13 protein-coding genes are annotated in these 13,446 nt (G+C 47.2%); 4 read left to right on the top strand and 9 right to left on the bottom strand.

Going from position 1 to position 13,446, the window contains the following annotated elements; translation table 11 throughout:
• Positions 1–4: 4 nt before the first annotated feature.
• A complete protein-coding gene (locus tag ELR70_RS00380) occupies positions 5–1,444 on the bottom strand; it encodes a PLP-dependent aminotransferase family protein (protein ID WP_054013331.1) in 1,440 nt (479 codons plus the stop codon).
• 128 nt (positions 1,445–1,572) lie between these two features.
• Here ELR70_RS00380 and ELR70_RS00375 point away from each other — a divergent pair, with 128 nt between their 5' ends.
• Together ELR70_RS00375 and ELR70_RS00370 are read left to right on the top strand one after the other, a co-directional pair.
• Entirely contained in the window at positions 1,573–2,148 is a 576-nt protein-coding gene (locus tag ELR70_RS00375) for a GNAT family protein (RefSeq protein WP_054013332.1), read from the top strand.
• Positions 2,145–2,609: an FMN-binding negative transcriptional regulator gene (locus ELR70_RS00370; protein WP_128064420.1), complete on the top strand. Its 465-nt coding sequence runs from the start codon at positions 2,145–2,147 to the stop codon at positions 2,607–2,609. The genes ELR70_RS00375 and ELR70_RS00370 overlap by 4 nt, the downstream gene beginning before the upstream one ends.
• A gap of 93 nt (positions 2,610–2,702) precedes the next feature.
• Here ELR70_RS00370 and ELR70_RS00365 read toward each other — a convergent pair whose 3' ends face one another.
• Positions 2,703–3,920 carry a serine hydrolase domain-containing protein gene (locus tag ELR70_RS00365; RefSeq protein WP_054013334.1) on the bottom strand — a complete coding sequence of 406 codons (1,218 nt, stop codon included), beginning with the start codon at positions 3,918–3,920 and terminating at the stop codon, positions 2,703–2,705.
• Positions 3,921–4,002: 82 nt separating this feature from the next.
• On the opposite strand from ELR70_RS00365, the gene ELR70_RS00360 reads away from it, so the two are divergent.
• Complete coding sequence (locus ELR70_RS00360; protein ID WP_241566288.1) at positions 4,003–4,671, top strand: GNAT family N-acetyltransferase; 669 nt, start codon at positions 4,003–4,005, stop codon at positions 4,669–4,671.
• 10 nt (positions 4,672–4,681) lie between these two features.
• Positions 4,682–5,086 carry a hypothetical protein gene (locus tag ELR70_RS00355; RefSeq protein ID WP_054013336.1) on the top strand — a complete coding sequence of 135 codons (405 nt, stop codon included), beginning with the start codon at positions 4,682–4,684 and terminating at the stop codon, positions 5,084–5,086.
• 158 nt (positions 5,087–5,244) lie between these two features.
• On the opposite strand, the gene ELR70_RS00350 is transcribed toward ELR70_RS00355, so the two are convergent.
• From ELR70_RS00350 to ELR70_RS00320, 7 genes are all read right to left on the bottom strand, one after another.
• Positions 5,245–7,740 carry a serine hydrolase gene (locus tag ELR70_RS00350; protein ID WP_164881413.1) on the bottom strand — a complete coding sequence of 832 codons (2,496 nt, stop codon included), beginning with the start codon at positions 7,738–7,740 and terminating at the stop codon, positions 5,245–5,247.
• 174 nt (positions 7,741–7,914) lie between these two features.
• Entirely contained in the window at positions 7,915–9,303 is a 1,389-nt protein-coding gene (locus ELR70_RS00345; protein ID WP_054013338.1) for a VCBS repeat-containing protein, read from the bottom strand.
• A gap of 2 nt (positions 9,304–9,305) precedes the next feature.
• Positions 9,306–10,523, bottom strand: a complete 1,218-nt coding sequence (locus tag ELR70_RS00340; RefSeq protein ID WP_128064417.1) for an FtsX-like permease family protein — start codon at positions 10,521–10,523, stop codon at positions 9,306–9,308.
• A gap of 130 nt (positions 10,524–10,653) precedes the next feature.
• The gene (locus ELR70_RS00335) at positions 10,654–11,835 is read right to left on the bottom strand and encodes an FtsX-like permease family protein (protein WP_128064416.1); all 1,182 of its coding nucleotides are present in this window, start codon (positions 11,833–11,835) and stop codon (positions 10,654–10,656) included.
• Complete coding sequence (locus ELR70_RS00330; protein ID WP_054013340.1) at positions 11,826–12,488, bottom strand: ABC transporter ATP-binding protein; 663 nt, start codon at positions 12,486–12,488, stop codon at positions 11,826–11,828. Before ELR70_RS00330 ends, ELR70_RS00335 begins: the two co-directional genes overlap by 10 nt.
• Before the next feature lie 111 nt (positions 12,489–12,599).
• A complete protein-coding gene (locus ELR70_RS00325; RefSeq protein WP_082353046.1) occupies positions 12,600–12,947 on the bottom strand; it encodes a hypothetical protein in 348 nt (115 codons plus the stop codon).
• Positions 12,948–13,090: 143 nt separating this feature from the next.
• Entirely contained in the window at positions 13,091–13,426 is a 336-nt protein-coding gene (locus ELR70_RS00320) for a hypothetical protein (RefSeq protein ID WP_054013341.1), read from the bottom strand.
• Positions 13,427–13,446 lie beyond the last annotated feature (20 nt).

The following is a 13,446-nucleotide window of genomic DNA, read 5'->3' as shown; positions in this document are numbered from 1 at the left end:
GTGGTTACAGAAGTGACATAATTTTTGCCAACCCTTCTTGCATTTTTTCTTCACTTTGCCCGGCAAAGCCAAGACGGATATGTGTGTAATGAGATTGTGGAAAACACCAGAAGGCATTTTCCGTTTGAACGTAAACGCCCAGCGCGGCAGCTTGTGCGCTAAGATCAGATACATCCTTATGCGTGTTAAGCCAAAATGCCATCCCACCATCGGGAACATTGAATGTCAGTTGATGCCCAATGCTTTGATAATGCTTAAGCGCATCAGCCATTGCATCACAGCGAATATGATAGCGCTTTGTCATACGTCTCAAGTGACGCTCAAACTCGCCAGATGCCATCCAGCCAGCTAACGCCAATTGCAAAAGGATGTCATTCTTGTAGTTCATCAACTGTTTCAGCGCACTAAGCTGAGCAAGTACATCAGCTCTGGCGACCAGATATCCCATCCGGGCACCTGCAAACATGATTTTTGAAAAAGTAGAGACATAGATCACTATACCGTGTGGATCACTGGCGGCCATTGGTTGTAGCGGAGGACATCGATAGTGAAATTCATGGTCATAATCGTCTTCAACAATAAATACACCATGCTCAGCACACAGTTTATATATTGCCATGCGCCGTGCAACTGACAGAGTAACCGTTGTTGGATACTGATGAAGCGGTGTTAAATAAAGCAATTTAATATGACTTTGCAGCAGCCGTTGACGCAGGCTGTCAATGCTCAGCCCCTCTTCATCCTGTGTAATACCATAGAGCGTTGCACCACACGCCTCAAATGCCCTGTGTGCAGGCGGATATCCCAAAGATTCAACGGCAACACCTTCTCCGGGCCTGATAAAAGCTTTGGCGATTAAAAACAATGCTTCCTGAGAGCCATTGCAAACCAGCAAATCATCACATTCCAAAGCTCGGGCACGGCGCAGATAACGCTGTAACTGCTTTTTTAGAGCAGGCTCCCCTGTGCTATGACTATAATGCAAACTTGGTACATTAACGGCCCGACAAGCCTGACTGAGATGGCGACGAAACTCATCGTAAGGAAAATCAGACAGATCTGCCAGACCTCCAGCAAAACTATATTGATAGCTTGCAGCCCCCTTGATGTCAGGTTCTGGCACGCTCAGAGACAATGCAAAATCAGGCTTGATATTCATACTCTGATGAGCTGACACAGTAACATGCTGACTAGACTCAATGGGCAGTGCCTGATTCACCCGGTACCCCCGCCTTTGCTCTGAGCACAACCACCCCTGCGCAACTAAATTCTGCAAAGCAGTCATTACTGTGTGGCGGTTTATACCATATAGCTGCCCTAACTTTCTGGCTGATGGCAGAGGATCATCGGGTTGCAACTGGCCCAGTTTGATGGCCACCCGGATCTGCTCAGCCAGTTGTAAATGCTTAGGCTTATCCTGAGTCAGAGGCTGTCCGGTCAACATAATCTTGCTCCCAACCAAATATGAAAAATTCCAACTGGTCTAATGAAAAATAAAATTCTGGTTGTTTATAACCTACCAGAAAACACTATTCTGATCACAATTAGTTTGCAGTTAATAAAGGAAAGCGGATGTTAAAATCAGTTATTATGTCTTCGGAAAAAGTACGCCTGGAGCCTCTGACACGGGCTCACCTGCCGCACTTGCGTAATTTTGGCGAGCAAACCGCGCTCTGGACCTGGGTGCTGGATAATTATTGTCAATCAGATGAAAAACTTACACAGTGGTTTGAACAATCAGCTCAATTTGACCCAGAGCTTCAGTTACCTCTGGTAATTGTAGACAAAGCTAGCGACAGAGTTGCAGGTAGTACACGTTTATTTAGGCTCCACCAGACTAACTTAAGTGCCGAAATCGGCCATACTTTTATTGGTGAGCAGTGGCAACGCAGCCATATTAATACACACACAAAGTATTTATTACTCAAGCATGCATTTGAGACCCTTGGCCTGGTACGCGTGCAGCTGCGCACACATGAGCACAATCACAAGTCACGTTCAGCTATCACTCGTTTGGGCGCGCAGTTTGAAGGGCTTATAATGAAAGATCAGCGCATTGCGGCTGATGCATTTCGCAATACTGCCCAATTCGTGATCACTGATGACATGTGGCCTCAGGTAAAAGACAAACTGGAGGGCTGGTTATGAGTTATCCACGTACCGCTTTTTCTGAACACCTCACCGAACGCCTGTGGCAACTGATAGAAGCGCACCCTCTTGCCACCTTGGCGGTTGGGGTACCTGACACGCCTTTTGTGCACATGCCTTTGAGTCTGAATGAAGCAAAAACTCACTTAGTAGGGCATGCCAACCCAACAAACCCATTAATTAAACTGGATAACGCTCGGTTGCATGTTTTATTCACAGGACCAGATGCTTATTTATCACCCAGTCAGATAACCGGTCTGTCGCTGCCCACCTGGGATTACGCTACTGTTCATATCCAAGGGCAAATCAGGGAAATCAAACACTCTGACGATAAGCATGCAATCATGAAGCGCCAGTTAAGCCAGTTTGAATCCCATCCAACCCCTGGGATATGTCGGTACTTAGTGAGAGTCAAATTACAAAATTATTCTCTCAGCTGTTTTTTTTCAAAATTGAGATAGAGTCAATAACAGGCACTTTTAAACTTAGCCAGAATAAAAATAATGACACGCGCCAAGCTATAGCCGACCTGCTTGAATCTCAGAGCAATCCGCTTAGTCGCTATTATCTGCAATAAAATATTCGATCAGTGTGTGAGTCAGCGCGATAACCGGCTCATCACATTCATCCTGAGCCCCGCAATTGGCGATCAATCCGATCGCCACATCCTGCTCAGCCAGATAGACACTTTGTGTAATATAGCCAAACTCGTTGCCGCCATGATGATACAAAACGCCCTCATCGTACTTTTCCACCATCACCCCTAAGCCATAATACAACTCCCCTTGCAAAAAGTCCGGCAGCCAACGGGCTGTTTGTAAATGTGCATCACCGACCATATTGCGATAAATGCGCTCATTAACCGATTGCTCTTTAACAATAATGGCTTTGAGTAGCTTTGCCATGTCCCGTGCGCTAGATGCAACCGGCGCATCTGCTAATGCCGTATTCACAATCAGCTGTTTTGTGTTGTAGCGCTGACGGTAGGGTAAAATAAAATCAGGTTCCTCCATGTTGAAGAAGTAGCCCGATGCCACATCATCCGCTTCAACATCATACCCTTTTACGAAAGTCTCTGTTAATGCCAGAGGCTCAAGGACATGCTCGTGTATTAACTCACCAAGCGGTTGTTTTAACTTGTTTTCAATCACCATGCCCGCCAGCACATAGCCAGAGTTTGAATAGGCAAAGCCGGAGCCCGGCTCAAAATAAGCAGGCTGATCCAGAACAAACTGCAGTGCAAAACGGTTGCCCTTGCGGTGCACCTCGTCTGCCAGTTGCGCCCAAATAAAATCCAGCTCACCCACATCATTGTATTCAACGATCCCGGCGCTGTGATTTAGCAGCTGACGCAATGTCATGGTTTCAAGATTCTGGATGCGGCCCACCATATATTTCACCACCCAGGGCAATACAGGCTCATCCAGATTGAGGTGCTGTTTGTCATGTAAGGTCGCAGCAAGCAGTCCCACCAGCTTTTTTCCGGCACTACCACTGGGGATCAGGGTCTGGCTGGTCATGGGAGCCTGAGTCTGGAGGTCGGCATATCCGGCGCTACCATAATAGCGCTCACCCGATGTTTCAATATACAGGCTTACACCTGGGATAAAGTCCGATACTAAATCTACCAGCAAGGGGTCTATCTGCCTGTGAAGACGGTTTTCAGGCTGCCTGACTTCACCGTATGCAGCGCGTTGCGTCCCGCCACAACTGCTGACTAACCAGATCAGCATGGCAAGCCACACACCTGGTTTCCCCGTTTTAATACCCATCAGTTGATTTCCTTGTCCGTTATTGCACCTACAAACTACTTTAAATTTCGGTACAAATACATATACTAAGCAATATATCCATTTGAATATTATTACATTGGTTGGCTTATTACTGGCGGTAGACGTATTGCAACCTGTGATTTTGTTTGAAACATTTAATCCGCTAACCACCAACCTTCTCCTGATAGTGCCAAGCGCTTTATTATTGCCCAAAGAGCCGTTAAAAAGACAACCTCTCGTGAATAAAAATAACAAACACAATTATGAGATCAGACAAGCAAAAACCCAGGACTGTCAAAGCCTGGCTCTATTGGCAGCTCGGGTCTGGCTGGACACTTACGCCAGAGACCAAGTTAAGCCTGAGTATATCGAGTATGCGAACAATACCTTCACCCCAACCTATTTTCAGTCTTTGCTTGAGCAGCCTGACTACCAGCTGCTTGTCAGTGAATGCGATGGCGTATTACAGGGCTTCGTGCTGCTCAATCTCACCGCTCACTACCAGACAGCAGACAATGGCTATGAAGTTGAAAAACTCTACATAGACAGGCCATTTCAGGGCGCTGGGCTGGGTCGCGCTTTACTGAACCAGGTCGCGCGGCAGTTTGGCACGCCAATGTGGCTCTACACCTGGACAGAAAACGCAGCTAATCAGTTTTATCGTCGATTGGGCGCTCAGCAAATAGGTACTCTCAGTTTTGAGGCATTCGGTAGTACAATCAATAACAACGTTTATAAAATCTCCCTATAAGGAACATATCATGAAGTACATACTCCTGATTTTCTTTTTCGCGTTGCTAAGCGGCTGTCAGACCACTTCATCTGAACCCGGTATTACAGGCGACACCGAATTTACTGCAAGCGACCCTGAGTATGGCTTTGTGCCACACAAACCGATCAAACTGGGCGGCTTTTTGCGTGGCTCCAAGTATGAAGGCAGTCATATTGACTACTTTCAGAGCCTGACAGGTCCTAATGGCGAGCCCGTCGAGGTAAAACGACTTGGCAGTTGCTGCCCGTTTGAAGATAAATCTATGCTATTTGGCGGTGGTATGCTGGATAAGTATGAACTTAGCTATCGGGGCCAGAAAAAGCCCGTCACGATTTATGTAAATTTGTATCAATTTGAAGCGCCTAAAGCACCGCAAGGTTTCACTTTGTTATAGCAAAAAGGAGGGCATAAGCCCTCCTGCTACTTTATCACAAGAAACAAGTTAATCCTGATGCGCCACACCGGCACGATAGAATGCAGCCAGGTGTGTTTGTAAACGCCGCATGTTTGACCCATTTCCCAAAGTACCGTCCTCTGCATTGGCAAGCGCAACTATGCCCGTCTTAGTGTAGGGTTGTAGCTCATAATGGTATGGGTGCCCGGATCTCCACCGTCATGACCGACAAATGGGCCTTGCCAGAACCAGAACAGCCCTTGTGTGTCCATCCAGTAGGTGGGCACATCGGTTTGCACAGACAGCATAGTCGCAATACTTTGCTCACTCAATACGCTGGCATTGTCCAGTGTGCCTCCCTGGCTGATGGCAATTAAGAAACGAGCCAGATCGTGCGCGGTGGAATTCAGGTCTCCGTCGAAAAACGTCGGGTAGCTGAATTCAGGCACATAATGCGCAACACCTTCATTATCTATGGCGTACTGAGGTGATTTTGGGTTTTCTTCTGGCAACTGTGTATAATCCCAGTGGGTATTATTCATTCCCAGCGGAGCAAACAGGTTCTGCTGCATATGCTCTACCAAACTGATATTGAGTAGCTTCTCAACGGCATACCCCGCCAGGCCAGCGCCCACATTGCTGTAATTATGGATACTACCTGCTGGCACACTGCCTTCACCTATATATACATCCTCACTATAATACTGACCATCAGGTAATAAATAAGCCTGAAAGAATTCTGTCGAATCTGTCAGTGTAGTCTCTTCACAACTTTCATGGCCTCCCTGAGCATATAGAGATAAGTTGGTACCGTGAATATAGTAGCTACAGTTGTATTGCGATGTATCCCGGATGCCTGAGGTATGTGTCACCAAATGTCTCAGCGTGATATCGCGCTCTGAGTTTGGATGGGCTACCTCAAACGGCAAATTCATTTGAGACAGCGCAGTGTCCAAATTGAGTTGACCTTGCTCTATCAACTGCATCAAGCCAGTTCCCATTACCGCTTTACTGGTTGAACCAACATTCATTGGCGCATGGGCTGTCATGGGTTGATTGGTCTCAAGATTCGACACACCATAACCCTTTTCGAAAATGATCTGGCCATCTTTAATCACAGCCACAGCCACACCCGGAATGTCCATCTCAGTAAGGCTCTGAGTGAAGGTCTGATCTACGCCGTTAAAGTCAAAGCCGCGACTCGGTGCTACACCCGATGTTTGCATTGCATAATCAAGCACGTTATCAGACATCCATTCGACTTCTTTTGTCACATAAACGGGCACAGAGATATCAGGCGTCACACCCGTGACTTCGAGCACCTGGTTGTTAAGGTCTGAATAGGTTTGATGGCTCAATGAACCCGTCCAGCCATTGGGGAGCTTAAAGTCCAGTGCATCTGACACAGCTCCATTAGTCGCACCGCCGATCAAAGTTACATGTGGCAAGGATTTGAGGGTTTGAGTCAGCACTTCACCTGCGCTGTATGCCAGCTCGCCGGTCAGCACATATACAGGTTTAGTATAAGCCTGGTCGGGCGTCGCTTTGAGTGTTAACGCCTGCTTATCTTGCTGATAATCGGCGTTAAGGATCTGCTTGTATGCCACCGTCTGTGCTTTGTCATTAAAGAATCGCGCAATTTCCAATGACACACCATCAAATCCGCCATCATTTACTCGCAGATCAATGATGATCCCATCGCTGTCAGCCAAGTCTTTCATCACTTCGGCCATTAAAGTGCGGGTATCTTCGATATCTTGCTTTGCATGCGAAATAACCGCAAAGAACTCATCAACCTCAGTCTCTTCGCTCGCCAGCATCGCAGCCTCACGGTCTATCCGAATATAACCTAAATTGCCTTCCAGCTTACCCCACCCCAGCGCATTACTGTCTTTGTATCGGGTCAGCTTTTTATCTAAAAGGTATAAGCCAGTCATTCTGGCAAATACACTCAGCTGCCCGTCATAAGCTTCGTCGATATGATCTTCCCACTCATCGCCATGACGTTGCTGCATAAGCCAGGCTAAATCTTCATACAACTCAGTGCCACCTTCACCTGAGATCTCAAAGCGCTTGCCATCTGTGAGTGATACGTGCGTATCATCAAAATCTTCCAGCATGGCCTCAAACACGTCCGCAAGCTGCTCAGGGGTCGTATCAGCACTGATCTGTGGTCGGTACGCGGTATAGGCTGCCTGCCAGTTAATGTCTCTGAGCTCAAAAAACGCATAATAGTCGTTAAATGTGTGCCAGAAATACTCAAAGTTTGCCACCGGATCATCACCGCTGAGACGCTGCTTAGGCTTACATTGCTCGCGCATTTCAGGCTGCTTTTCAAACACCCAGTCGTTGGTCGCATAAGTGGTTAGCGTCAGTGTTGTTTTGTCACTTTTGAGATGCTGATCCAGCTCGTCCAGTTCTTTATAAGAATGCTCTTCAACCAGTACACATCCAAAACTGTTGTACTGAAAACGTCGTAAATTGTCGGTATCAAACTGCCACAAGTTGCCAGTGCCCTGTTGCACCCAAATGCCCTTGTGCTTTGTAAGCGCATGATCATCATTACTGTTACCACACCCAGCCAATAGTAACGCCGCACTTACCAGACTAAGTGGCATCCACCCTTTCGCTTTTTTACCCATCAAGTCAAACATACCTTCGTCCTTTTCCATTTGATTACAATCCAGCTCAGAGTGTCTGAGCTGGTCCTAATGAGGAGACTTAAGGCTAAATGAACGAGGTGCGCAATTCTGTAGAATGCTTAGCTAAGGTTGTTCAACTCTGTAGCGAACTGTCAGTAAGTGTGCCTGATTGTGGCAATTATCGTCTTAAAGTCGGTATTTTATATAAACTTTCTCACTCTGTTCATTGTGCTGTAAAAACCATAAGGATGTCTGGTTCGTGTTGTTAAGTAATACAACTTTTGCTGGTTTACCTTTGACTGGTAGCGCCAGTGGCTGGCTGCGCCGCGACAAACCATATTTACGCTCACCAAAGGAGAGCATTAGATTTTGTGAGTCATCAAAGAAAATCAGGTCACTTAGCCCATCATCATTGATATCGGCTACATTGAACAACCAGTCTTGTGACATTTGGCGTAAGTCCAGAGCCATGTGAAGTGTTTTACTGCCTCGGCGCTGTCGTTTGAACTGTCCGTCACCTCCTTGCAGATACAGGTTAAAGTCTAATTCCAGCACTCTATTGGACATCAGAGACAACACACTGCCCAGTCCCACCGATGTACTGACACTATATAGATCTGGACGCCCGTCACCATTGAAATCTCCATACCCAAAGTGAAGTAGCTCATCATCCATCTTTAACATCGTGGAGGTTGTATCTGAGACTTGCCAAACTCGGGTTGCCGGATTAATAAGCCCAGGCAATATCAGCATCCGGTGAGGATCTCCTTCACCCGACTCCTTAATGAGCAAATCGATAACCCCGTCACCAGTGGCATCTACCAGAGCACCAAACTGACGAGTTTTATCTTCATCAGACGCAGAGAATGACCAGCTCAGTAAGCTATTCGAAAATCCGGCCTCAGTGCGCCTGAGCGCGAAGATTTGCTCGTCGATAACAAATGTCAGATCCGCTTGCTTGTCCTGATTGATATCCTGAAGAGCAAAGTGCGCTGGCAATGAAATTGTCAGTGCATAGTTTTCAGACTGATGGGTACTTAATACATAAGAGTGCTCAAGCTTCACCTGATGCTGATAAAAACGGCCATCCTGTTGTTGTAGTAACAAAGTTAACTGACCAAAGTGCGGCAAGATAAAATCACTCAGGCCGTTTTCGTCCAGGTCCATACTGAAACGAATATCGCGCAGTGTACTCAACAACCAGTGAGGACTTTGCTGGTATAAATGCGGTGCTTTTATAAGCGGCATTAATCCGGTTTTTGTGTATCGATATATACCATCTTCGGCCAATACCACGGGAACAGGTTCAGATTCATCGGCTAGCGTCACCAAGTCCATCGCCACCGCCTTAATACCGGATGTCTCGAGTGTTTTCACAAATTGATATCCGGTTTTGTCATACCGATAGGTTTCAATATCACCCGCCTCCGAGGCCAACCACAAATACCTGACCTCTTTGTGTTGCCACTGTAACGGTGGTGCACTTCCCAACATCTGTGCCTGCGCCAGACACGGAAACCCCAGGATCGCAGCAAGCAATAACAACAACCAGTAAAACCAAGGTGGTAAATTCATTTTTATTGTCCTTCTTTGAGTAATCCAATGGGGCTGCGGCATAGTTGTTTGCGACTCAGCAAGATACCGCTGGCGGCAATGGCCAGTGCGATGGAGAGCGCCTCGACCAGCATCATCAATACGCTGCCCTGATAGGACATAGCCAGATTCTGCCGATAAAATGCATCAACAAAACTGAATATGGCTGCAACGGCACACAAGGTGGGGATCAAAGTGACCGTTAGCCACTCAATCAAAAGGATCCTGAGGCCCTGGCTTTGTGATAAGCCAAAACTCAATAACAGTCCGTTACGGGTCTGATCTTTTTCCATATGAGTCCGAATTGCCGCAACCATCAGAAGATTACTAAGCAAGGCAATAAATACGCTGTAACTCATGACGAGCGCAATCAGTGCCCTGACCTGACCTCGTATTTTACCCAGTAACGCATCCAGTGTGACCAGGCGGAGCTGAGGGTGTGCACGCCATAACTCCCCTATCGCCGAAGTGCCCGCTGCATTGAGCTCAATACTGCCCATATGATAAACAGGCCCAACTGCACTGGCCGCCCTACTTTGTTGCAATACAAACCAGAAGGTCACGGAGCTTCCACCAGGTTTAAATTGATGCACAGAATTGATTGTGGCTTTAACCCGCTCACCTGCTACATCAAAATGAACAGTGTCCCCAAGCGACAGTGCTAATTCAATGAATACTTCATGGTCGACAGAGACTCCCATCTGTGAAGTGCCCGTATCCCAGCTGCCCTCTGTCAGTGTGATGTTTTCAGGCATGTCAGCATGCCAGTGCAGATTGATGGGCTGTTCCAGACGACGCTGTGTGTCACTGGGCTGTACATCCCGTTCAGACACAACAATATCGTTAAAGTGGGTCACCTGAGCCAGCTGAAAGGGCTGCATTTCTTTGATACTGCCCTGATATCGTTCAACAAATGCTTCGAGCGCTGTTTTTTGTTGCTCATTGGCACGGCTGACAAACACATTGCCCTGATTCTGATAGAGGTAGAGCTCCAGCATATTGGTCACATCCCGGCCCATATTGATACACAGCAGCAATAAAGTCACACTTAAGCCTAGTGCCGTAATCTGTACCAACTTGACCGACATCCGCTTACGTAACAACAACATGCTAAAATGCGCCAACACCCAACGCTTTGGCATAACAAAGCCACTAAATTTCAGTACCAACCAGGTGACAAGCAAGACCAGCACTACACACACACCCAATCCCCCAACAGCATGCCACTGAGTAGCCAGTTGTCGGTATAAATCAGGATCAGTGCCGTCAGCAGCCCCACTGGGCTTAAAATCGCTAACCAACGCATATGCTTTTCCTCAGTACATTGCTCAATCAGCGAACGAATATCCCCCTGAGCAACACCAACCACATAGGCAATGCGATAAAAAAGTACACAGCGGTCGCCAATGTAAGGGCCGCAAGCAGATCTTGCCAGTGCCAGTAAAGCGCAAACCCATCTACATAAGACTGTGCCAGATGACTCACGCCATAACTTGCCAGCAAAGCGAGCAAGAGTGCGGGGATCAAGCTGAGTATAAGAATAATTGCGCCAGCGCTGATTGCTAAAGCAGGCAACATACGGCGCTCCATACCACAGGCAAGCAGTACAGAAACGCTTTTTTTGAGTGGCTGAACCTGTACCTGGCTGCATAGCCACAGGATCAACACAGTCAAAAGCACAATGAGCAAACTGAGTAACCCAAGAAAGTTCTGCACCCGCTGCCAGACTTTGGCAAGCGGATAATTGTTCAGAGATTTACTGATCACCTGCACGCTCGGTGCACTTGACTGAAATTGCTCGATGGCGGCGCTAAGCCCAGTATCGTGCAGCATCAGAGCTCTGTTCAGATGTGGCGTCAGATCACCGCCGGACAGACTCAACTGAGATACCATAGCACGCATATCACTGCCCAGGCCTTCAAGGATCCTATCTGGCTCTAGCAACAACAGCGCGGAAACTCGCAGCGGCACACCGTTTAGTTCAAGTGTATCTCCCAGCTCCACGGACAGGGCCGCTGCTAACCTTGGCTCAAGCCAGATTTCACCTAGTCCTGGGCCCTGTTGTGTACGCTGTGCATCGAGCCCCTTACTTTGACTGATGTGAATGTCTCCCTGAAGCGGATAGTTGCTATCCACTGCCTTTAGAATGGCGCTCTGATGCTGAGCGTGATTGCTAAGCGTCACACGGTACTGAGACTGCAAACTGGACTTTGTCGAATGCGTTGTGATCCAGTCCAGCTCCGCCTTTTGCCATGGCCGCCTTACTGTCACTTGCGTGTCTGCACCCAGCGTCGATTGTAGATTTTGCGCTAAAAATCGCTCTACCCCCTGCCCCAACAAGCTACTCAGTAACAAATAAACAAATAACACACACAGGGCTGCGAGTGTCAGCCAATATTTACCTTGCAGAATCTGCCTCCAGAGCAAGGTATTGAACACTCTGAGCGCATGTATCGGCGAAACTGTTTTGTGGTTTACAGCCAAATTGGATGGCACCGTTTGTGCTAATGACATGGCGTCAACCTCCCGTGGCTGAGGCGATAAGCTTTATCCATGCGCCTTGCCAGAGCCATATCATGGGTCACTAAAATCAATGACGCACCACTTTGTCTGGCGCCTGCCAGCATGAGCGTGATCACCTGCTCTGCGGTAGCCTCATCCAGATTGCCGGTTGGCTCATCTGCGAATAATATTCGAGGCTGGACACTCAGAGCGCGGGCAATCGCGACTCTTTGTTGCTCACCGCCACTCAACTGAGTGACTCCCTGGTCCTGCCGCTTTGCCAGGCCCATCTGCGTTAACCAATGAGCAGCCTGCTTGGTGGCATCTTTATGGCCCCGCAGCTGCAGCGGCAATGCGACATTATCGAGGGCATTTAACTCCGGCAATAAATGAAACTGCTGGAACACAAAGCCACACAGGGGCAGTATCTCAGAGGCTTTAAATGTCTGATTTTCAAAGCGGTAGCATACGTGGCCCGATTGCGTTGCTTGCAGACCCGCAAGCAACGACAACAAAGTTGATTTGCCGCATCCGGAAGCACCAACAATAGCAATATGCTCTGCAGCTTCAACGCGCAGTGACAAAGCATTGATCAGTGGTAATTGAGTACCGTTATGTAACTGTATGGTGTGGCTTAGGTCGCTGACCTCGAGTGACAGAGCCATGCCTGAATCCTTGAATCATTAATCGTGGATCCAGCATGCGCTCTTAGGTGTGAAAGGAACGTGAAATAACAACAGCGCTTTGTCATGTAGTCACACAGCAGCGCATCATATCTATTCGGTAATCAGTGACTTTATTTTGCATTCTTTAGAAGACAACCCTGCCCAGTCAGCGCCTTCATCACCGTAAATCAGTACTTTAGTACCTGCGTGATAAGCCGAAAGTGCAGCACTATAGACATTACTATTGGTACTGGACGCTTTATCCAGCCAATAGCCGAATGGACAATTTTCTAACCCGGCGCCAATTTGCGATTCCAGTCTGATTAAAAAGACGTTATCGGTATAGTCCGCCCAAGTATAAAGCTTATCAATTTTAAAATACCCACCACTTGTCACTGTTGCCTGAGCACCCAGTGAAAATAGTGCCATAACACCGGCAAAGAAAACGCTTCTTTTCATTTTTTACAACTCTATCTGTTTATATAAAAAGGTAACTGGCGACGATTATAACATAGCCAAATGACAATCTAACTTTATCAGATATTATCGGCTCAGTTTGGCCAAATGTACTATCGCCCCTAGACCGTATCTTTATTAAGTCACTAAAAGCGGGTTTCCTGTAAAGATATCAGGCTTACTTCACAATCATTAGTAGCCGATGTCAGGCGTACTTTTTTGCCCGACATATAGGCTGCCAATGCCAGACTCAAAAAGTGATCAACCTTATCTGTACTATGCTTGCTGTAGGTAATCTTCGCCGTTTTATTGCAACCCGCCAGCTCATATTGCACATCGTTATTGAAATAGAGACGAATCGTTTTGTCGTTAGAAAAGTCGTATACTTTTACCCCTTTCAGCGTGCCCAAGCCAATATCAGTTACTGCTAAAGTTGTGGTAGAAGCAAGTGCTATAATTGCTCCCAGTAGGTATTTTTTCATCGCCATTTCCTTTTGCATTA

The organism is Pseudoalteromonas sp. R3 (assembly GCF_004014715.1).
In the GTDB taxonomy this organism is placed as follows: domain Bacteria; phylum Pseudomonadota; class Gammaproteobacteria; order Enterobacterales; family Alteromonadaceae; genus Pseudoalteromonas.
The sequence above is the reverse complement of the archived record's forward strand: the minus strand, read 5'-3'. Positions and strand labels throughout refer to the sequence as shown.

Excerpts from the sequence above, each read along its gene's own strand:
- ELR70_RS00330 (WP_054013340.1), bottom strand. The coding sequence starts at position 12,488 with ATGGCTCTGTCACTCGAGGTCAGCGACCTAAGCCACACCATACAGTTA.
- ELR70_RS00375 (WP_054013332.1), top strand. The coding sequence starts at position 1,573 with ATGTTAAAATCAGTTATTATGTCTTCGGAAAAAGTACGCCTGGAGCCT.
- ELR70_RS00345 (WP_054013338.1), bottom strand. The coding sequence starts at position 9,303 with ATGAATTTACCACCTTGGTTTTACTGGTTGTTGTTATTGCTTGCTGCG.
- ELR70_RS00365 (WP_054013334.1), bottom strand. The coding sequence starts at position 3,920 with ATGGGTATTAAAACGGGGAAACCAGGTGTGTGGCTTGCCATGCTGATC.
- ELR70_RS00350 (WP_164881413.1), bottom strand. The coding sequence starts at position 7,740 with ATGTTTGACTTGATGGGTAAAAAAGCGAAAGGGTGGATGCCACTTAGT.
- ELR70_RS00380 (WP_054013331.1), bottom strand. The coding sequence starts at position 1,444 with ATGTTGACCGGACAGCCTCTGACTCAGGATAAGCCTAAGCATTTACAA.
- ELR70_RS00325 (WP_082353046.1), bottom strand. The coding sequence starts at position 12,947 with ATGAAAAGAAGCGTTTTCTTTGCCGGTGTTATGGCACTATTTTCACTG.
- ELR70_RS00355 (WP_054013336.1), top strand. The coding sequence starts at position 4,682 with ATGAAGTACATACTCCTGATTTTCTTTTTCGCGTTGCTAAGCGGCTGT.
- ELR70_RS00320 (WP_054013341.1), bottom strand. The coding sequence starts at position 13,426 with ATGAAAAAATACCTACTGGGAGCAATTATAGCACTTGCTTCTACCACA.
- ELR70_RS00335 (WP_128064416.1), bottom strand. The coding sequence starts at position 11,835 with ATGTCATTAGCACAAACGGTGCCATCCAATTTGGCTGTAAACCACAAA.
- ELR70_RS00370 (WP_128064420.1), top strand. The coding sequence starts at position 2,145 with ATGAGTTATCCACGTACCGCTTTTTCTGAACACCTCACCGAACGCCTG.